The organism is Variovorax sp. V15, from assembly GCF_041154425.1.
Lineage (GTDB): Bacteria > Pseudomonadota > Gammaproteobacteria > Burkholderiales > Burkholderiaceae_C > Variovorax > Variovorax guangxiensis.
In genome coordinates, this window is record NZ_AP028659.1 from 3985705 (window position 1) to 4005697 (window position 19993).

17 protein-coding genes and 1 pseudogene are annotated in these 19993 nt (G+C 67.8%); 6 read left to right on the forward strand and 12 right to left on the reverse strand.

All coding sequences use genetic code 11. The features are described from left to right. The first annotated feature begins 95 nt into the window (after window positions 1-95). The gene (locus tag ACAM57_RS18950) at window positions 96-593 is read left to right on the forward strand and encodes an Lrp/AsnC family transcriptional regulator (protein ID WP_126018711.1); all 498 of its coding nucleotides are present in this window, start codon (window positions 96-98) and stop codon (window positions 591-593) included. Here the strand turns inward: ACAM57_RS18950 and ACAM57_RS18955 are convergent. Genes ACAM57_RS18955 through scpA form a run of 7 tightly spaced genes read right to left on the reverse strand, consistent with a single transcriptional unit; the run spans window position 583 to window position 9449 of the window. Continuing rightward, window positions 583-1074 carry a VOC family protein gene (locus ACAM57_RS18955; protein WP_369658490.1) on the reverse strand — a complete coding sequence of 164 codons (492 nt, stop codon included), beginning with the start codon at window positions 1072-1074 and terminating at the stop codon, window positions 583-585. The genes ACAM57_RS18950 and ACAM57_RS18955 overlap by 11 nt on opposite strands. After that, the gene (bioB, locus tag ACAM57_RS18960) at window positions 1071-2099 is read right to left on the reverse strand and encodes a biotin synthase BioB (protein ID WP_369658491.1); all 1029 of its coding nucleotides are present in this window, start codon (window positions 2097-2099) and stop codon (window positions 1071-1073) included. Before bioB ends, ACAM57_RS18955 begins: the two co-directional genes overlap by 4 nt. Beyond that, window positions 2099-4147 carry an acetyl-CoA carboxylase biotin carboxylase subunit gene (gene accC / locus ACAM57_RS18965; RefSeq protein ID WP_369658492.1) on the reverse strand — a complete coding sequence of 683 codons (2049 nt, stop codon included), beginning with the start codon at window positions 4145-4147 and terminating at the stop codon, window positions 2099-2101. Before accC ends, bioB begins: the two co-directional genes overlap by 1 nt. Before the next feature lie 20 nt (window positions 4148-4167). Continuing rightward, the gene (locus ACAM57_RS18970; RefSeq protein WP_019653176.1) at window positions 4168-5712 is read right to left on the reverse strand and encodes an acyl-CoA carboxylase subunit beta; all 1545 of its coding nucleotides are present in this window, start codon (window positions 5710-5712) and stop codon (window positions 4168-4170) included. Window positions 5713-5755: 43 nt separating this feature from the next. Further along, window positions 5756-6754 (reverse strand): methylmalonyl Co-A mutase-associated GTPase MeaB, encoded by a 999-nt coding sequence (gene meaB, locus ACAM57_RS18975; protein WP_369662455.1) that lies wholly within the window; start codon window positions 6752-6754, stop codon window positions 5756-5758. A gap of 47 nt (window positions 6755-6801) precedes the next feature. Continuing rightward, a complete protein-coding gene (locus tag ACAM57_RS18980; RefSeq protein WP_369658493.1) occupies window positions 6802-7275 on the reverse strand; it encodes a GNAT family N-acetyltransferase in 474 nt (157 codons plus the stop codon). 11 nt (window positions 7276-7286) lie between these two features. Further along, a complete protein-coding gene (scpA, locus tag ACAM57_RS18985) occupies window positions 7287-9449 on the reverse strand; it encodes a methylmalonyl-CoA mutase (RefSeq protein WP_369658494.1) in 2163 nt (720 codons plus the stop codon). Between the two features lie 128 nt (window positions 9450-9577). Between scpA and ACAM57_RS18990 the strand changes: the two genes are divergently transcribed. Next, window positions 9578-10219, forward strand: a complete 642-nt coding sequence (locus tag ACAM57_RS18990; RefSeq protein ID WP_369658495.1) for a GntR family transcriptional regulator — start codon at window positions 9578-9580, stop codon at window positions 10217-10219. Window positions 10220-10430: 211 nt separating this feature from the next. Here ACAM57_RS18990 and ACAM57_RS18995 read toward each other — a convergent pair whose 3' ends face one another. From ACAM57_RS18995 to ACAM57_RS19010, 4 genes and pseudogenes are all read right to left on the reverse strand, one after another. Further along, complete coding sequence (locus ACAM57_RS18995; protein ID WP_369658496.1) at window positions 10431-11216, reverse strand: IclR family transcriptional regulator; 786 nt, start codon at window positions 11214-11216, stop codon at window positions 10431-10433. A gap of 167 nt (window positions 11217-11383) precedes the next feature. Then, window positions 11384-12370, reverse strand: a pseudogene (dusA, locus tag ACAM57_RS19000) (tRNA dihydrouridine(20/20a) synthase DusA); the annotation flags it as partial. Between the two features lie 63 nt (window positions 12371-12433). Continuing rightward, window positions 12434-13261: an AraC family transcriptional regulator gene (locus tag ACAM57_RS19005; protein ID WP_369658497.1), complete on the reverse strand. Its 828-nt coding sequence runs from the start codon at window positions 13259-13261 to the stop codon at window positions 12434-12436. Window positions 13262-13289: 28 nt separating this feature from the next. Beyond that, on the reverse strand, window positions 13290-14087 hold the full coding sequence (locus ACAM57_RS19010) for an acetoacetate decarboxylase family protein (RefSeq protein ID WP_369658498.1): 798 nt from the start codon (window positions 14085-14087) through the stop codon (window positions 13290-13292). Between the two features lie 221 nt (window positions 14088-14308). On the opposite strand from ACAM57_RS19010, the gene ACAM57_RS19015 reads away from it, so the two are divergent. Continuing rightward, entirely contained in the window at window positions 14309-14710 is a 402-nt protein-coding gene (locus ACAM57_RS19015; RefSeq protein ID WP_126018691.1) for a response regulator, read from the forward strand. Between the two features lies 1 nt (window position 14711). On the opposite strand, the gene ACAM57_RS19020 is transcribed toward ACAM57_RS19015, so the two are convergent. Further along, on the reverse strand, window positions 14712-15656 hold the full coding sequence (locus tag ACAM57_RS19020; protein WP_369658499.1) for a GntR family transcriptional regulator: 945 nt from the start codon (window positions 15654-15656) through the stop codon (window positions 14712-14714). A 168-nt stretch (window positions 15657-15824) separates the two neighbouring features. On the opposite strand from ACAM57_RS19020, the gene ACAM57_RS19025 reads away from it, so the two are divergent. Genes ACAM57_RS19025 through ACAM57_RS19035 form a run of 3 tightly spaced genes read left to right on the forward strand, consistent with a single transcriptional unit; the run spans window position 15825 to window position 19980 of the window. After that, window positions 15825-17180, forward strand: a complete 1356-nt coding sequence (locus ACAM57_RS19025) for an aspartate aminotransferase family protein (protein ID WP_369658500.1) — start codon at window positions 15825-15827, stop codon at window positions 17178-17180. Window positions 17181-17225: 45 nt separating this feature from the next. Then, complete coding sequence (locus ACAM57_RS19030) at window positions 17226-18323, forward strand: C45 family autoproteolytic acyltransferase/hydolase (RefSeq protein WP_369658501.1); 1098 nt, start codon at window positions 17226-17228, stop codon at window positions 18321-18323. 46 nt (window positions 18324-18369) lie between these two features. After that, window positions 18370-19980 carry an ABC transporter substrate-binding protein gene (locus tag ACAM57_RS19035; protein ID WP_369658502.1) on the forward strand — a complete coding sequence of 537 codons (1611 nt, stop codon included), beginning with the start codon at window positions 18370-18372 and terminating at the stop codon, window positions 19978-19980. Window positions 19981-19993 lie beyond the last annotated feature (13 nt).

Below are 19993 nucleotides of genomic sequence, written 5' to 3' on the forward strand. Positions count from 1 at the left end.
TATCGAGTGCCGGTCATGGTATGAAAGCCATCCTCCCGCAGCCATGCAGTTTTCATGGTTCTGCCGCCGCTTCACCGTCGATTTGAAGGACTTGCATGGACTTTTCCTTGAACCCCGCCCTGGACGCCCATGACACCCGCATCCTCGCTGAGTTGCAGGCCGACGCACGCCTGACCATGGCCGAACTGGGCCGCCGCGTGCACCTGAGCCAGCCGGCCGTGACCGAGCGCGTGAAGAAGCTGGAGGCGGCCGGCGTCATCAGCGGCTACCGCGCCACCGTCAACCTCGGCAAGCTGGGCTACGGTATCCGCGCCATCATTCGCGTCGGCCGCGCCGACTACGACCTCGTCGTCAAGCTGGTGCAGGAGACGCCCGAGTGCGTCAATGCCTACAACGTGACTGGCGAGGACAGCTGGATCTTGGAGATCGCGGTGATCGACGTGAGCCACCTCGACGCGGTGGTCACCAAGTTCTGCATCCTCACCGAGACGGCGACCTCGATCATCCTGAACCCGGCGCGCGAGCACCAGCCGATGCTGCCGCCGCGCAGTTCGGACGTGAAGCCGCCCATCAAGAAGATCGTCAACGCGTAGCGGCCAGCGCGCCGAAGGCCGCCACCACCTCGGGCGGCGCCTGCACCATCTCGATGAGCACGCCCTCACCCGCGATCGGGAACTCGTCGTTCGCCTTCGGGTGGAGGAAGCAGATGTCGAAGCCAGCCGCGCCCTTGCGGATGCCGCCCGGCGCGAAGCGCACGCCCTGCGCGGTGAGCCACTCGACAGCCTTGGGCAGATCGTCGATCCACAGGCCGACATGGTTCAGCGGCGTCGTGTGAACGGCGGGTTTCTTCTCGGGGTCCAGCGGCTGCATCAGGTCGACCTCGACCTTGAAGGGCCCCGCGCCCACCGCGCAGATGTCTTCGTCGACGTTCTCGCGCTCGCTCCTGAAGGTGCCGGTGACTTCGAGCCCCAGCATGTCGACCCACAGCTTCTGCAGCCGCAGCTTGTCGGGCCCGCCGATGGCGATCTGCTGGATGCCCAGCACCTTGAAGGGGCGCTCGGTGGCGGCGGTCATGCTGCACACCCTTCCGCCTGCTCCTGCACCTGGCGCGAATTGAGGCCGAGCTTGCGCAGCAGCACCGTGTCGGCCTCGACGTCGGGGTTGCCGGTGACGAGCAGCTTGTCGCCGTAGAAGATCGAGTTCGCGCCCGCCATGAAGCACAGCGCCTGTACCGCGTCGCCCAGCTGCTGTCGACCGGCGGACAGCCGCACGCGCGCGGTCGGCATCGTGATGCGCGCGACGGCGATCATGCGCACGAAGTCGAACGGGTCGACCGGCTCCGAGTCGGCCAGCGGCGTGCCGGGCACGCGCACCAGGCTGTTGATGGGCACCGATTCCGGATACGGATTCAGGTTGGCCAGCTGCGCGATCAGCCCCGCGCGGTGCACCGGCTGCTCGCCCATGCCGACGATGCCGCCGCAGCACACGCTGATGCCGGCGCTGCGCACGTTGGCCAGCGTGTCGAGCCGATCTTGATAAGTGCGGGTGTCGACCACGTCGGTGTAGTACTCGGGCGCGGTGTCGAGGTTGTGGTTGTAGTAGTCGAGGCCGGCGGCCTTCAGCTGGTGCGCGTGATGCGGCTCCAGCATGCCGAGCGTGGCGCAGGTCTGCATGCCCAGCCCCTTCACGGCTTCGACCAGCACCGCCACCTTCTCGACGTCGCGGTCCTTGGGCGCGCGCCATGCGGCGCCCATGCAAAAGCGCGTGGCGCCGGCGTCCTTCGCGGCCTGCGCGGCGCGGACCACCTCGTCGACCTCCATGAGCTTCTGCGCCTTCACGCCGGTGTCGAACTCGGCCGACTGCGGGCAGTAGCCGCAGTTCTCGGGACAGCCGCCGGTCTTCACCGACAGCAGCGTCGCCAGCTCGATGTCGCCTTCGGGGAAATGCTGGCGGTGCACGGTCTGCGCCTCGAACAGCAGGTCCATCAGCGGCTTGTCGAGCAGCGCCTGGATCGCCTCGACGGACCACGGGCCCTGCGGCGTCGCGATCTTGGCCGGGCGATGCAGCGTGACTGCCTGTTGAAAGTCGTTGGCACCCATCAGTTGAACTCCAGAATGATCTGATCGACGGCGAGCGACTCGCCCTTGTTCGCCGAAATCTTGCCCACCACGCCGTCCTGCGCGGCGAACAGCACGTTTTCCATCTTCATCGCCTCGATGACGGCCAGCTTCTCGCCGGCGCGCACCTGCTGCCCCGGCTGCACCGACACCTCCACCAGCAGCCCGGGCATCGGCGACATCAGGAACTTGCTGAGGTCCGGCGGCGCCTTGTAGGGCATGAGTTCGAGCAGCCGCGCGCCCAGCGGCGACAGCACCATCGCCTCGATCTGCGTGCCGTCGTGAGACACGCGAAGCGCCAGCGGGTTCTTGCCCGCGCCACGCTCCACCTGCGCGGTGAAAGGCCTGTCGTTGACGATGCCCTGCACCCGGATCGAACCCAGCGCCAGGCTGCTGTCGATCTTGTAGGTCTTGCCGTTCACGGTCACCGAGCTCGCGCCAGTCTTGCCGTGGAAGTCGGTGACGGACACCGGGTGGTGCACATGCTTGCCCTCGTGCCCCAGCTCGACCACGACGAACTGCTCGCCCACCTTCACGCCATGCCCTTCGAGCTGCCCGCTGATGCCGGAAGCCCGTGCACGGTAGCGGCGATGCACGTACGCCGCCAGCGCGACCAGGAACGAGGGATCGGCGTGCGGCACGTCCTCCGCGTGGAAGCCCTTGCCATAGTGCTCGGCGATGAAGCCGGTGTTGAAGTCGCCCGCCACGAACTTCGGATGCGCCAGCAGCGCCGCCTGGAACGGGATGTTGCTGCTGATGCCGCGGATCACGAAGCCGTTGAGCGCCTCGCGCATGCGGGCGATCGCGTGCTGGCGATCCTTTCCGTGCACGATGAGCTTGGCGATCATCGAGTCGTAGTACATCGGGATCTCGCCCCCCTCGTACACGCCGGTGTCCACGCGCACGCCGTTCAGGCGCTGCGTGTCGCTCGCGAACATGGTCTCGCCCGGCGGCTGGAACTTCACCAGCCGGCCGGTGGAAGGCAGGAAGTTGCGGAACGGGTCTTCGGCGTTGATGCGGCACTCGATGGCCCAGCCCTCGCGCTTCACCTGCTCCTGCGTCAGCGGCAGCTTCTCGCCGGCGGCCACGCGGATCATCAGCTCGACCAGGTCGAGGCCGGTGATGCACTCCGTCACCGGGTGCTCCACCTGCAGGCGGGTGTTCATTTCGAGGAAGTAAAAGCTCTGGTCCTTGCCGACCACGAACTCCACCGTGCCCGCGCTCTGGTACTTCACCGCCTTGGCCAGCGCCACGGCCTGCTCGCCCATCGCCTTGCGCGTGGCGTCGCTGATGAAGGGCGACGGCGCCTCCTCGATCACCTTCTGGTGGCGGCGCTGGATGGAGCACTCGCGCTCGTTCAGGTAGATGACGTTGCCGTGCGAGTCGCCCAGCACCTGGATCTCGATGTGGCGGGGCTCCTCGACGAACTTCTCGATGAACACGCGGTCGTCGCCGAAGCTGTTGCGCGCCTCGTTGCGGCACGAAGTGAAGCCCTCGAAGGCCTCCTTGTCGTTGAAGGCCACGCGCAGGCCCTTGCCCCCGCCGCCGGCGGAGGCCTTGATCATCACCGGATAGCCGATGTCCCTGGCGATCTCGACCGCGCGCTCCGCCGTCTCGATGGCGTCGTTCCAGCCCGGAATGGTGTTGACCTTGGCTTCGTTCGCGAGCTTCTTCGAGGCGATCTTGTCGCCCATCGCCGCGATCGAATAGTGCTTGGGCCCGATGAAGGCGATGCCCTCTTCCTCGACCTGCCGGGCGAAGGCCTCGTTCTCCGACAGGAAGCCATAGCCCGGGTGCACCGCTTCGGCCCCGGTCTTCTTGCAGGCCGCGATGATTCGGTCGGCCTGCAGGTAGCTCTCGCGGCTGGGCGCGGCGCCGATGTGCACGGCCTCGTCGGCCAGCTCGACGTGGCGGGCTTCCTTGTCGGCCTCGGAGTAGACGGCGACGGTGAGGATGCCCATCTTCTTGGCCGTTTGAATGACGCGGCAGGCGATTTCGCCACGGTTTGCGATCAGGATCTTCTTGAACATGTTCTTCTTCTCCGGTTCGCTCACAGCGGAATGTTGCCGTGCTTGCGCCACGGGTTCTCGAGCTTCTTCTCGCGCAGCATCACCAGCGAGCGGCAGATGCGCTTGCGGGTCTCGTGCGGCAGGATCACGTCGTCGATGTAGCCACGCGCGCCCGCCACGTACGGGTTGGCGAAGCGGGCCTTGTACTCGGCCTCGCGGGCAGCGAGCTTCTCGGGGTCGTTCTTGTCCTCGCGGAAGATGATTTCCACGGCGCCCTTGGCGCCCATCACCGCGATCTCGGCGCGCGGCCAGGCGAGGTTGACGTCGCCGCGCAGGTGCTTGGAGGCCATCACGTCGTAGGCGCCGCCGTAGGCCTTGCGCGTGATGACGGTGATCTTCGGCACCGTGCACTCGGCGTACGCGTACAGCAGCTTGGCGCCGTGCTTGATGATGCCGCCGTACTCCTGGCCGGTGCCGGGCATGAAGCCGGGCACGTCGACGAAGGTGACCACCGGGATGTTGAAGGCGTCGCAGAAGCGCACGAAGCGCGCGGCCTTGATGCTGCTCTTGATGTCCAGGCAGCCCGCCAGCACCAGCGGCTGGTTGGCGACGATGCCGATGGTCTGGCCTTCCATGCGGGCGAAGCCGATCACGATGTTCTTCGCGTAGTCGGGCTGCAACTCGAAGAAGTCGCCGTCGTCCACCACCTTCAGGATCAGTTCCTTGATGTCGTAGGGCTTGTTCGGGTTGTCGGGCACCAGCGTGTCGAGCGAGTAGTCGAGCCGGTCGGCCGGGTCGCCCAGGCCGTTGTTGCCCAGGCGCACGGGCGGCTTCTCGCGGTTGTTCAGCGGCAGGTAGTTGTAGAGGCGGCGCAGCATCATCAGCGCCTCCACGTCGTTCTCGAAGGCCATGTCGGCCACGCCGCTGCGGGTGGTGTGGGTAATGGCGCCGCCCAGTTCCTCGGCGGTCACGCTTTCATGCGTGACGGTCTTCACCACCTCGGGGCCGGTGACGAACATATAGCTGGAGTCCTTCACCATGAAGATGAAGTCGGTCATGGCCGGCGAATACACGGCGCCGCCGGCGCAGGGGCCCATGATCATGCTGATCTGCGGCACCACGCCCGAGGCCATCACGTTGCGCTGGAACACGTCGGCATAGCCGCCGAGCGAGGCCACGCCCTCCTGGATGCGCGCGCCGCCCGAGTCGTTCAGGCCGATGACCGGTGCGCCGACCTTCATCGCCTGGTCCATCACCTTGCAGATCTTCTCGGCATGCGCCTCGCTGAGCGCGCCGCCGAAGACGGTGAAGTCCTGGCTGAACACGAACACCAGGCGGCCGTTGATCATGCCGTAGCCGGTGACCACGCCGTCGCCCGGCACCTTCTGCTCGGCCATGCCGAAGTCGACCGAGCGGTGCTCGACGAACATGTCCCACTCTTCGAAGGTGTTGTCGTCGAGCAGCAGCTCGATGCGCTCGCGCGCCGTGAGCTTGCCCTTGGCGTGCTGCGCGTCGATGCGCTTCTGCCCGCCGCCGAGACGCGCCTGGGCGCGGCGCTTTTCGAGTTGTTCGATCAGTTCTTGCATGGTGTGCTTTCGAAGCTGTGGTCCTGGATTCCGTGTCTTTTCTTCATGGCCTGGCTGTAATGGCGGCCGCGGCGAGCAGGTTGCGCGCGGCCGTGGAGGCCGGCAGGGTGCCCTGCGCCACCTGCTGCGTGAGCTGCGGCAGCAGTTCGCGCACCTGAGGGTGATGCCTGAAGGCCTGCTTGAGGCCGGCGTCGATGCGCTCCCACATCCACGCGGTGGCCTGCTTCTCGCGGCGTTTCGTGAGGCGGCCGTTGGCGGTCTGCAGCTGCCTGAACTGGGTGACTGCGTCCCAGAAGGCGTCGACGCCGGTGTTGGCCAGCGCGCTGAGCTGCAGCACCTTGGGCAGCCAGAAGCGCACTTCGGCGCCGCTGTGGGCGTCGTGCGCGGCATGCGCGTGCTCGGGGTTGCCCTGGTGGCCGAAGAGCCGCAGCGCCGATGTGATCTGCGCCTGCGCGCGGGTGGCTGCGTCCTTGTCGATGTCGGCCTTGTTGATGACGACGAGGTCGGCCAGCTCCATCACGCCCTTCTTGATGGCCTGCAGGTCGTCGCCCGCGTTGGGCAGCTGCAGCAGCACGAACATGTCGGTCATGCCGGCCACGGCCGTTTCGCTCTGGCCCACGCCGACGGTCTCGACGATCACGATGTCGTAGCCGGCGGCCTCGCAGACCAGCATGGCCTCGCGCGTCTTCTCCGCCACGCCGCCCAGCGTGCCGCTCGACGGACTGGGCCGGATGTAGGCGCGCTCGTTGACCGAGAGGCGCTCCATGCGCGTCTTGTCGCCGAGGATGGAGCCACCCGAAACGGTAGATGACGGGTCGATGGTGAGCACCGCCACGCGATGCCCCTTGCCGATCAGCAGCAGGCCCAGCGTCTCGATGAAGGTCGACTTGCCGACGCCCGGCACGCCCGAGATGCCGAGGCGGAACGAATTGCCCGTGCGTGGCAGCAGCGCCGTGAGCAGCTCGTCCGCCTGCGCGCGGTGGTCGTCGCGCGTCGATTCGAGCAGCGTGATGGCCTTGGCGATGGCGCGCCGCTGCGGCATGCCTTCGGTGCCGGCGATCGCGTCCTCCAAGGCCTTGGCCTTGTCGCTCAGCACGCAGCCTCCGACGCCACGCGCCAGCGGTAATGCAGGTCGACGCCCTCGCCGCTTTCGAGCACGAAGCCGTGGCGCAGGTAGAAGCGGTTGGCGTCGCTCTTCACGAGCGCGGTGAGCTTGATGTCCAGCCGCTGCTCGCGCGCCTGCGACTTGGCCCATTCGAGCACCCATTCGCCGATGCCCAGGCCCTGGAAGCCGGTGCGCAGGTAGAGATGGTCGAGGCGCAGCGCGTCGCTGTCCTCGGGCTTGAGCGTGACGAAGCCGATGCGCTGGTCGCCGTCGAGCACGATGTGGTGCATGTAGGGCACCACGAAGCCCGCGCTCAGGCGCTCGCGCGAGCGGGCAACGTCGAAGCGGCCCACGCGCTCCAGGCTGGGGCGCATCGCGTCGATGCGCAGGGCCAGCATGGCCTCGAAATCGCTGGAATCGACCGGCTGCAGCGACAGCCGCGACAAGAGATCGCTCACGACGGCGCGCCTCAGGCCGTGACCGCCGCGCGAATCTGCTCCAGCACGTCCTTGGCGCTGGCGGGAATGGGCGTGCCCGGACCGTAGATGCCCTTGACGCCGGCGTCGTAGAGGAACTCGTAGTCCTGCCGCGGGATGACGCCGCCGACGAACACGATGATGTCGTCCGCACCCTGTTTGCGCAGCTCGTCGATGATGGCGGGCACGAGCGTCTTGTGGCCGGCCGCGAGCGTGCTCACGCCGACGGCATGCACGTCGTTCTCGATGGCCTGGCGCGCGCATTCTTCCGGCGTCTGGAAGAGCGGGCCCATGTCCACGTCGAAGCCCAGGTCGGCGAAGGCGGTGGCGACAACCTTCGCGCCGCGGTCGTGGCCGTCCTGGCCCAGCTTGGAGATCATCACGCGCGGGCGGCGGCCCCGCTCTTCGGCGAAGGCGTTGATCTCGGTCTTGAGCGTTTCCCAGCCCTCGGCGGAGTCGTAGGCGGCGGCATACACGCCGGTGACTTTCTGCGTGTCGGCACGGTGGCGGCCGAAGGCCTTCTCGAGCGCATCGGAAATTTCGCCCACCGTGGCGCGCAGGCGCACCGCGTCGATGCTCAGCGCCAGCAGGTTGCCGGTGTTGTTCTCGGCGGCTTCGGTGAGCGCGTCGAGCGCGGCCTGCACCTTGGCACTGTCGCGCGAGGCGCGGATCTTCTGCAGGCGCGCGACCTGCTGCTCGCGCACCTTCACGTTGTCGATGGAGAGGATCTCCACCGGGTCTTCGTTCTTGAGCTTGTACTTGTTGACGCCGACGATCACGTCCTTGCCTGAGTCGATGCGCGCCTGCTTCTCGGCCGCGGCGGCCTCGATCTTGAGCTTGGCCCAGCCGCTGTCGACCGCCTTGGTCATGCCGCCCATGGCCTCGACCTCTTCGATGATGGCCCAGGCCGCATCGGCCATGTCCTGGGTGAGCTTCTCCATCATGTAGCTGCCGGCCCAGGGGTCGATCACGTTGGTGATATGGGTCTCTTCCTGGATGATGAGCTGCGTGTTGCGCGCGATGCGCGCGCTGAACTCGGTGGGCAGCGCGATGGCTTCGTCGAGCGCGTTGGTGTGCAGGCTCTGCGTGCCGCCGAACACCGCGGCCATCGCCTCGATGGTGGTGCGCACCACGTTGTTGTACGGGTCCTGCTCGGTAAGGCTCCAGCCCGAGGTCTGGCAGTGCGTGCGCAGCATCAGGCTCTTGGGGTTCTTCGGCTCGAACTCCTTCATGATGCGGCACCACAGCAGGCGCGCCGCGCGCATCTTGGCCACTTCGAGATAGAAGTTCATGCCGATGGCCCAGAAGAAGCTCAGGCGGCCGGCGAAGCCGTCGACGTCGAGGCCCTTGGCCAGCGCGGTCTTCACGTACTCCTTGCCGTCGGCCAGCGTGAAGGCAAGCTCCAGCGCCTGGTTGGCGCCGGCTTCCTGCATGTGGTAGCCGCTGATCGAGATCGAGTTGAACTTGGGCATCTTCTGCGCCGTGTACTCGATGATGTCGCCGATGATCCGCATGCTCGGTGCGGGCGGAAAGATGTAGGTGTTGCGGACCATGAACTCCTTGAGGATGTCGTTCTGGATGGTTCCGCTGAGCTGGTCCTGCGCCACGCCCTGCTCTTCTGCCGCGACCACGTAGCCCGCCAGCACCGGCAGCACGGCGCCGTTCATCGTCATGGACACGCTCACCTTGTCGAGCGGGATCTGATCGAACAGGATCTTCATGTCCTCGACCGAGTCGATGGCCACGCCGGCCTTGCCCACGTCGCCGGTCACGCGCGGGTGGTCGCTGTCGTAGCCGCGGTGGGTGGCGAGGTCGAAGGCCACGCTCACGCCCTGCCCGCCCGCGGCCAGCGCCTTGCGGTAGAAGGCGTTCGATTCCTCCGCGGTGGAGAAGCCGGCGTACTGGCGGATGGTCCAGGGGCGCACCGCGTACATGGTGGCCTGCGGGCCACGCAGGTAAGGCTCGAAGCCGGGCAGCGTGTCGGTGTACTTCAGCCCCTGCAGGTCGGCGGCGGTGTACAGCGGCTTCACGGCAATGCCGTCGGGCGTGATCCAGTTCAGCGCGCCCAGGTCGCCGCCGGGTGCGGACTTGGCTGCGGCCTTGGCCCAGGCTTCGAGGTCGGCTTGCTGGAAAGAGGGTTCGGGTTTGCTGCTCATGAAGGGGCCGTTCGCAGAGTCTTGCAGGGTGTTCGCAAATTCGCCTGCAGGGATCTGCAAGCCGGCCGCGAGTCTAACCGATCCATAATTATTAATTCAAACGCCTTTTTTGAAGTACAGTCCGGCCCATGTCCGCCGTCACCCTCACCCCCCGCGCCCTCTACGAAGAGGTCGCCGAACTGCTGCGCCAGCGGATCTTTCGCCGCGAGCTGGAGCCCGGCAGCTGGATCGACGAACTCAAGCTGGCCGAGGAATACGGCATCAGCCGCACCCCGTTGCGCGAGGCCCTGAAGGTGCTGGCGGCCGAGGGCCTGGTGACGATGAAGGTGCGGCGCGGCGCGTACGTGACCGAGGTGTCGGAACAGGATCTGGCCGACGTCTACCACCTGCTCTCGCTGCTGGAGAGCGATGCTGCCGGCGTGGTGGCCGAGCGTGCCACCGACGCCCAGCGTGCCGAACTGAAGGCGCTGCACGCCGAGCTGGAGGCGGCGGCCTCGCCCGAAGACCGCGAGCATTTCTTCGCCGTGAACGAGCGCTTCCACATGCAGTTGCTGGCCATCGCCAACAACAAGTGGCGCGACCAGATGGTGGCCGACCTGCGCAAGGTGATGAAGCTCAACCGGCACAACTCGCTGCTGAAGGCCGGCCGAATCGGCGAATCGCTGGCGGAGCACCGCGCGGTGATGGCTGCCATCGAAGCACGCGACGCGGAAGCCGCCATGGCCCGCATGCGCGAGCACTTCCAGAACGGGCTGGAAGCGGCGAACTAGGTCCGCCCCCAGGCTTGCGCACTTCGTGTCGCTTCGCCACCCCCTCACGGGGGCGATACCTGCGGCCCGGCAAAGCCGGTTCCGCGGTATCCCGCGAATTCTCGGGTCGCTTCGCATCCTCCAGAAAGGAAGCCAGACCTGCGGCCGGGCAAAGCCGGCTCCGCGGTATTTCGCGAATCCTCGGGCGCGTTGTCTCCCTGCGGGAAGAAGGTCAATCCAGGCTGAGGGTGCCGGTTTCGTTGGCCAGGCGCTGGGCGGTTTCGAGCAGCAGCGGAGCTATGCGCCCCACCATGGTTTCCTTGGGCAGCAGGTAGGCGGGGCCTCCGCAGCTCACGGAGTAACGCTCGCCGCGTGGGCCTTCCAGGGCGAAGCCGATGGCGTGGATGTGCGGATTCCATTCGCCGAAGGAGCCGCAGTAGCCCAGCGCGCCGTACTCGTCCAGGCTCGAGATCAGGCCCGGCTCGATGACGCCCCAGCTTTCTCCGCTCTCGGTCCGGATCTGCGCCAGCAGCTCGGACTGCTCCGCCTCGGGCAGCGCCGCCAGGTAGGCGCGCCCGGCAGCCGAGGTCGCGATGGTCATGCGCGTGCCCACCTCGATGCGGGAGCTGATAACCACCGAGCGCGGCCGCAGCGAATCGATGACCAGCATGTCGAGCTCGTCGCGCACGCCAAGGTGCACGCTCACGCCCGCCGCTTCCGAAAGCGCCGCCAGGTGCGGCCGCGCCACGGTGCGCAGGTCGAAATGGCGCAGGTAGCGGCTGCTCATGTCGAGCAGCGCGGGGCCGAGGCTGAAGCGCTCGCTGTCCTGAGACTGTCGTAAATACCCCGCACTCACCAGCGTTGCGGTGAGCCTGGACACCGTGGCCTTGGGGATGCCGGTGGTGTCTGCCAGTTCGCGATTGCCTATCGGTGCCGATGCCATGCCGATGACTCTCAGGAGAGCCAGTCCTCTGGCGAGCGCGCTCACTTCTTCTTTGCCGCCAATCGCGTCACTCATGTATCCAAACCTTTTTATGTCCCTGATGTCCTCATTTTTCAGCAAAAAACGGTTGACGCGCCACTTATCGTGAAGTAGCGATTTCGGAACATCGTTTCAGGAAAGGCTTGGAGGCCGATTTCGCCCCCTGATGCCGTGCCGGCGGAAGCGCGCGCGGCGCTACGGATTCAGGCTGCCTGCGCCGCGGCAGGCTCACGCGCCAGCGCCATGACTTCGTGCGCGGGCAGTGTCTTGAGCCGATGGTCGCTCCAGACCTGCCGCCAGCGGCGCGCACCCGCAAGACCGTTGCGCAAACCCAGCATGTGCCGCGCGATCGGCCACCAGTGCGTGCCGTGCTCGGCCGCCTCGCGGGCCATGTAGTCGCACATCAGCGACTCGACTTCCTCGCGCGTGAGCGTCTGCTCGCCGGCGCCGAAGAACTCGGCGTCCCATCCGGCCAGCCACCAGGGGTTGTGATACGCCTCGCGCCCCACCATCACGCCGTCGAGCAGCCGCAGATGCTCGTGCACCTGTGCGTTGACCGTGATGCCGCCGTTGATGGCGATGTGCAGATCGGGAAACTCGTGCTTCAGCCGGTGCACCAGTTCGTAGCGCAGCGGCGGGATCTCGCGGTTCTGCTTCGGGCTCAGCCCCTGCAGCCAGGCGTTGCGCGCATGCACGATGAAGGTGTTGCAGCCGGCCTCGCTCACCTTGCCGACGAAGTCGCGCACGAACTCGTAGCTTTCGATCCTGTCGATGCCGATGCGATGCTTGACAGTCACCGGTATGCCGACCACGTCGACCATCGCCTTCACGCAATCGGCCACCAGCTGCGGCTCGTTCATGAGGCAGGCGCCGAAGGCGCCGCGCTGCACGCGCTCGCTGGGGCAGCCGCAGTTCAGGTTGATCTCGTCGTAGCCCCACTCCTCCCCGAGCTTCGCGCAGTGCGCGAGGTCGGCCGGCTCGCTGCCGCCGAGTTGCAGCGCAACGGGATGTTCCTCGGCGTTGAAGCGCAGATGGCGCGGCACGTCGCCATGCATCAGCGCGCCGGTCGTCACCATCTCGGTGTAGAGCAGCGCGTGGCGCGACAGCAGGCGATGGAGGTAACGACAGTGTCTGTCGGTCCAGTCCATCATGGGTGCAACGGAGACGACCTTCTCTTCCAAAACGCGGGATTCCTGTGGTTGGCAGCGGTGCCCTGACCTCGATCGGGCCGGGCTGGCAAGCCTGCTAGTTTCTCACGCGCGCCTTTCCGTCCGCTCCCGCCCGGCCATGTAGTTGCCCGGCGTCACGCCGAAGCAGCGGCGGAACCAGCGCGAGAAGTGCGCCTGGTCGGTGAAGCCGCATTGCGCAGCAACCTCGGCCGCCGCGTGGCCCTCGCGCAGCAGCGCCCTGGCTCGGCCGATGCGCGCTAGCCGAGCGTAGTGGGCCGGAGTCATGCCCACGGCCAGTCGGAACAGACGATGGAAATGCTCTCGCGACACGCCCAGTCGCTGCGCCAGCCCGGCCGGATCGATGCGGCAAGCATCTTCCGTCGCCAGCGCCTCGCAGACGGCTTCCACGCGCGCATCGCCCATGTGGCGCTCGACCGGCACGAGTTCGCCATCGGCCTGCGCGCGAAGAATCTCTTCCAGCAAGCGGCCGACCTGCGCACCGTCTTGCGCCTGCGCAGCGGATGCCAGCTCGCCTGCCATGACCTCGTCGCGCCACACGCCCTGCCTCAGCGTGCCTCGCAGGCCCGGCGGCCACGCGAGGCGCCTGCTCGCCCAGGCGTGCGGCACGTAGAGCATCACCATGCGAAAGCCCTGCGCACTGACGCCGGCCGTATGCAGCATGAAGGGCGCCATCAGCACGATGTCGCCCGCCTGCGCCACCTGCCGCTCGCCGGCGCAGGTGAATTCGCAGCGGCCTTCGAGGATGGCGCCCACGCTCCACTCCGCGTGCCAGTGCAGCTCGAAGCGCGCCTTGGGGTCGGCCGCGAACATGGCCTCGATCTGCGCACCGCCCTCCATCGGCAGGCCGATCACATGCGAAGCCGGCGGGTTCGAGGGCGAAGTGCGGGTCATCCCGCGAAGGGTAGCGCGGCCGGCCGCGTCACACGGCGATCGCACCGCGCACGGTGATGCCCATCCAGCCGGCGCTGGCGGCAGTCGCCTCCACAGGGCCGAGCGATGCCAGTTCCTCGACCGGATGTTCGTGGAACTTCAGCGTCGCGCTGCCGGCGGTCCAGCCGGGCTCGACGCGGTCGATGATGTCGGCGCGCAGGTAGCGCGGCACCGCCGCGATGCCTGGCTGTGTCAGGTCGGGCCAGCCGATGGCACCCACGGTCGGCGCGGAAAGAAAACCCAGCCGCCCGGTCTGCTCGCCCGACAGTGTGACTGTCGCGTCCACCAGGCGCCGCTCCTTCACGCTGAGACTCGCACCGAGCCGGCTTCCCGCCGCGAGCGGCGCGGCCGCCGGATGAATCAGCGGCATGCTGCGCGTGAGCCAGGTCTGCCCGATCTTCTTGGGCCAGCCCTGCAGCCAGCCGCGCAGCAGCGAGACGTCCTGGTCGACGTAGATCAGCGGGCAATAGAAGGAGCGCGGCGCATCGCCGCCACCGCGCGTCTTCTGCTCGATTTCGAGCACCACGATGGTCTCGCGGTATTGCGCATACACCGGGTCGAGCAGTTCGCGGCCGTCGTCGCCGCAGAACTGCCAGTCCGCGAAATGGACGCAGCCCTTGCCGGTGGCCGTGCCCAGTCCGGCCGGCACCAGCACGGCGCCGCGCGCGGCATCGAACTCGAAGGCCACGTTGACGAGCCATCCCGCGTAGTGCCAGGGCGGCGCCTGCACCAGCGCGCTGCGGCCGGAGGATGTGAAAGGAGGCGTAAAAGATTGCGGCGTGGCCATGCGTACCGTGCGGGCGGTTGTTGATGAAGACCCCACGATATGGCTGCGCATGCCGACGCGTCTTGTACGCCAGTGATCCTCCAGCGCAGGGTTCTACGGCAGATGAAGGCATTGTCCGACTCGACACGCCGCCCCGGCAGGGACAATGCCCGCATCGGCCCGAGACAAGCCGACGAGAACGAACGAAGACCGCTCAGAACGAGAAGCCCCGACTGCGAACAATGACCCGCATCTACCTGATAGAAGACAACCCCCTGATCGCCACCACGCTGACCGACGGCCTGCAGGAGTTTTCCGATTGCGACGTGATCGGCACCGCCACCACATCTGTCGACGCCATCGACTGGCTCAGGAAGAACCCGCAGGAATGGGACGCGGCGGTCATCGACATCTTCCTGGCCGAAGGCAACGGCCTCACCGTTGCGCAGTACCTGCAGGAGCACAAGTCGCCGGCGCAGCGCACGGTGGTGCTGATGAACCACGCCACCTCCGAAGTGCGCGAAGGTGCGCTTTCCGCAGGAGTGGACGCGGTGTTCGACAAGTCGCTGCAGCTCGAAGCCTTCTACGACTTCTGCAGGACGCTGAACATCTCGCCACGCCGCAAGCTGAACGCCGCAGGGTAAGTCAGTCGCCCAGCACGCCCGTCACCCGCTGCTCGACCAGGTCGCTGGCGCGGCTGAGGTGTCGGTGCATGTGCCCGGCGGCGGCTTCGAGGTCGCCACGCTCCACCGCGTCGAGGATTTCCAGGTGCTCGTGGCAGGACTTGTGCAGCAGGTCGATGTTCACCAGCGGGTAGTCCGAGAGGTCGGACATGCGCCGCAGCCGGTTCTGCTGCTGCACGGCATCGAGAAAGAATCGGTTGCCCGAGGCGCTGGCCAGCAGTTCGTGGAACTGCGCGTTGGCCTCGAAGAAATCCATCCACGAATAGCGTGAAGCCTGCGCGAGCAGCCCCTGCTGGCGCTCGCGGCAGGCGCGCAGCCGTTGCAGGTCGACCTTGAAGCCGGGCTCGCGCAGCCCGGCGCATTCGACGGTCAGGCGAAACCGGTAGCTCTCGCGCTCGCTTTCCACCGAATCCAGCGTCTCGGTGAACTCCCAGCGCTGGTAGTGGCGCCCGCGCAGCACGCCGTCCTGCAGCAGCGTGGTGAGCACGGTGCGCAGCAGCGGGCGCGGCACGGCGTAGGCCTGCGCCAGTTCCAGTTCGTTGACGCGCGTGGGCAGCTTGCCGGCCAGGCGGTCGCGCAGCAGGCGGTAGTAGAGCGTCTTCTCCTCGTCTTCGGGCATCTCGCGCCGGGCCTTGGCGAGTGCCTGGCGGTCGGCCACCAGCGTGTAGCCGCGGTTCGGCGTGTGGGCCAGCAATGCCCGCTCGTGCAGGAAGCGCAGCGCCGCGCGCACCGGCGTGCGCGAGATGCCGAGCCGGCTCGCGAGCTCGGCTTCGGTGAGGTGGCTGCCGTTCTCGTAGCCGCCAGCCAGCGCCTGGTCGAGCACGTAGCGGCTCACGCGCTGGACGAGCGGAGCGACCGGCGCAAGGGGCGATGCAAGGGGTTTGTCGTCCGTCTGGGATGCAGCCATCCAGGGGTTCTCCGGAATCGCGGGGCTTGGGCGCCGATCATCGCCCGGGTTTTGTATTTTTGGCCCGAAAAAACCATGTACATCTCGCGCCAAAAATACAATTCGAGTTTCAAGATCGGCTCCACGACGACCCGAGAGCCGGGTCGCTTCCCAACGGAGAACCATCTCGTGGCCCTTGCCGACACCCCCGCCTCCCCCGCGTCGCTCGACGCGTTCTGGATGCCCTTCACCCCCAACCGCAAGTTCAAGCAGTCGCCGCGCCTCATCGTCGGCAGCGAAGGCCTTTATTACGACCTGGCCGACGGCCGCCGCGTGCTCGACGCCATCGCCGGCCTGTGGTGCGTGAACGCGGGGCACCGCCACCCGCGCATCAGCGCCGCGATGAAGGCGCAGATCGACGTGCTCGACTACGCCTCCAGCTTCCAGATCGGCCACCCGGCAGCCTTCGTGCTCGCGCAGCGGCTGGCCGAAATGGCGCCCGCGGGCATGAACCACGTGTTCTTCACCAACTCGGGCTCCGAGTCGGTCGACACCGCGCTGAAGATCGCGCTGGCCTACCACCGCGCACGCGGCGACGCGGGCCGCTACCGCCTCATCGGCCGCGAGCGCGCCTATCACGGCGTGGGCTTCGGCGGCATCTCGGTGGGCGGCATCGGCCGCCAGCGCAGCACCTTCGGGCCGCTGCTCAACGGCGTGGACCACCTGCCGCACACGCTCGACCTGGCGCGCAACGCCTTCTCGCGCGGTGAGCCGGCGCACGGCATCGAGAAGGCCGACGCGCTGGAGGCGCTGCTCGCGCTGCACGACCCGTCGACCGTGGCCGCCGTCATCGTCGAGCCCGTGGCCGGCTCCACCGGCGTGCTGCCGCCGCCGCGCGGCTACCTCAGGCGCCTGCGCGAGATCTGCGACAAGCACGGCGTGCTGCTGATATTCGACGAGGTCATCACCGGCTTCGGCCGCCTGGGCACCAACTTCGCGGCCGACCTGTTCGGCGTGACGCCCGACCTCATCACCACCGCAAAGGGCCTGACCAACGGCGCGGTGCCCATGGGCGCGGTGCTGATGCGCGACGAGGTGCACGACGCCTTCATGCAGGGCAGCGTGAGCGGCATCGAGCTCTCGCACGGCTACACCTACTCGGGCCATCCGCTGGCCTGCGCGGCGGCGATGGCCACGCTCGACGCCTACACGCAGGACGGCCTGATCGCCCAGGCGGCGGCCACCGCGCCCTACTTCGAGGAATGCCTGCACACGCTGCGCGGCCTGCCGGGCGTGATCGACGTGCGCAACGTCGGCCTGCTCGCCGGCATCGAGCTGCAGCCCTGGGCCGAGGGCGCGGGCACGCATGCACAGGCGGTGGCCCGGCACTGCGTGGACCAGGGCGGCGTGCTGGTGCGCTCCGTGGGCGACACCATCGCGCTGTCGCCGCCCTTCACGCTGGAGCGCCGGCACGTCGACCAGATCGTCGACAGCCTGCGCGCCGCCATCGCGCAGACCGCCCGGCCGACCGACGCCGCAGCCTGAAGCACACACGCATCACACACCGAACAAGGAAAGCACCGGACCGACATGGACATCGAATCGTTCCCCCTCTACGACATCGAAGGCGACGCCCGCCAGTGCGGCCAGCAGTACGGCCGCGCGGCAGGCGAGCGCATCGACCTGAGCCTGCGCACCTACCGCGCCGCCTTCGAACGCGTGGGCCTCAGCTGGGACCGCACCCGCGCGCTGGCGCGCCGCTTCATGCCGGTGATCGAGGCCTTCGACGCCGGCATGCTGCGCGAGATCGAGGGCGTGGCCGAAGGCGCGGGCGTGCCGGCCGAGGACATCGTGGCGCTGAACGCGCGCAGCGAGATGCTCTACGCCTTCCAGCAGCTCGAAGCCACCGAGCCGCCCGACGGCTGCACCGGCGTGGTGGTGATGCCGTCGGCCTCGCGCGAAGGCCGGCTCATCCACGCGCAGAACTGGGACTGGCGCGTGGAAAGCCTGGAGCTGGGCATCGTGCTGCGCATCCAGCCCGCCAAGGGTCCGTCGATGCTGACCTTCGCGGAGGCGGGCACGCTGGCGCGCGCCGGCCTCAACAGCGCGGGCATCGCCGTCACCGGCAACTTCATCAAGGCCGACAGCGACGGCAGGCAGCAGGGCGTGCCGCTGGCGCTGATCCGCCGCGGCATCCTGCAGTCGGAGCTGTATGCCAACGCGCTGGGCGTGGTGTGCCGTACCGCGCGCTCCATCTCCAACAACATGATCGTCACGCACGCCGAGGGCGAGGCCGTGAGCCTGGAGACCTGCCCCGAGCAGGTGTTCTGGCAGCAGCCCGAAGGCGGCATCCTGGTGCACGCCAACCACTTCAAGACGCCGGCCGCGCTCGCGCGCGTGGTGGACCGCAGCCTGGAGACCACGCCCGACTCGCTCTACCGCGACCGCCGTGTGACCGAGGCGCTGCACAACCGGCGCGCCGCCGGCCTGCTCGGCGAGCAGGACGTGATCGACGCGCTGCAGGACCGATTCGGCGCGCCGCGCGCCGTGTGCCGCAGCCCCAGCGCGGGCCCCGGCGGCGCCTCGTCGGCCACGGTGGCGACCATCGTGATGGACCCGGCGGCACGGAAGATGCGCATTGCACCGGCGCCCTTCAAGGAGCACCGCTTCACCGAATATTCCCTCTGAGTCCGACCGCTCTATCGACCGCCCAGTCCATGCCAGGAGTGTTGCCATGAAAGTCCCCGTTCCCCCTTCCCGCCCGCCCTCCGCATCGCCCGCATCGCTGATTGCCGCCCTGGCGCTCGGCCTGGCAGCCGCGGCTCCCGCCATCGCCCAGCCGACGGTGGGCGCGGGCCAGACGCTGCGCATCCAGATCAACTCCGACATCCGCAGCACCGACCCCGGCGGCAACCGCGACGACAACACCGACAACGTGCTGCTGCACGTGGCCGAAGGGCTGGTCGCGCTGCGCGAGGACACCTCGGTGGGCCCGATGCTGGCGAGCAAGGTCGACACCTCCGCCGACGGCCTGACCTACACCTTCACGCTGCGCGACGGCGTGAAGTTCCAGAACGGCGCCACGCTCACCGCCGACGACGTGGTCTGGAACTGGCAGCGCTACCTCAAGCCCACGAGCGGCTGGCGCTGCCTGCCCGAATTCGACGGCAAGGGCATGACCAAGGTGCTGTCGGTGGAGGCGCCCAATCCGAAGACGGTGGTGTTCAAGCTGGAGCGCGCGAGCGCCCTCTTCCTCACGATGATGGCCCGGCCCGACTGCGGCGGCGCAGCCATCCTGCACCGCAGTTCGGTCGGCCCCGACGGCCAGTGGAAGGAGCCCGTGGGCACGGGCCCCTACAAGCTCAAGGAATGGAAGCGCGGCCAGTACGTGGAGCTCACGCGCTTCGACGGCTACACCTCCCGCGCCGAGCCGCGCGACGGCCTCGCGGGCGGCAAGAAGGCCGAGATCGAGAACCTGCGCTTTGTCGTCATTCCCGACTCGGCCGCCGCCAAGGCCGCGCTCTACAGCGGCGGCATCGACGCCTTCGTCAACCCCAGCCCGGCCGACGTGGTCGAGATGCGCAAGCGCACCGACGTGCTGGTCGACACCACGCCGGTGATGTCGATGGTCGCGCTGCTGCTGCAGACCAACGACCCGGTGCTGAAGGACGTGCGCATCCGCCGCGCGCTGGCGCTGTCGCTCGACACGCCCGAGATCGCGCGCTCTGTCACCGAGGGCCTATCGCCGGTCAACAACTCGGTGGTGCCATCTTCCAGCCCCTACTACGACGCAGTGCAGGCCGGCGGCTTCAGGCGCGACCTCGCCGCCGCGAAGAAGCTGCTGGCCGAAGCGGGCTACCGCAACCAGCCGATCCGCATGATTGCCAACAAGCGCTACGAGGCCCTGTACTCGGCCGCCGTGCTGGTGCAGGCCATGGCCTCCGAGGCGGGCATCAACATCGAGCTGGAGGTGCTCGACTGGGCCACCCAGCTCGACCGCTACACCAAGGGCCAGTACCAGAGCATGGCCTTCATCTACTCGGCGCGCATCGATCCCTCGCTCAACTTCGAGATGGTGTCGGGCGACAAGGCCGCGCAGCCGCGCAAGGTCTGGGACAGCGCCTACGGCCAGACGCGGCTGGCGGAGTCGATGGTCACGCGCGACAAGGCGCGCCGCCAGGTGCTGTTCGACGAGATGCACAAGCAGATGCTGCAGGACGTGCCGATGATCGTGCTCTTCAACGCCAGCGACGCCACCGCCATGCGCAAGAGCGTGACCGGCTTCAAGGGCTGGGCGCCGGCCAAGCCCAGGTTCTGGAACGTGCGGCTGGCCGCCGCCGGCTGAACGGAGCCGCGCG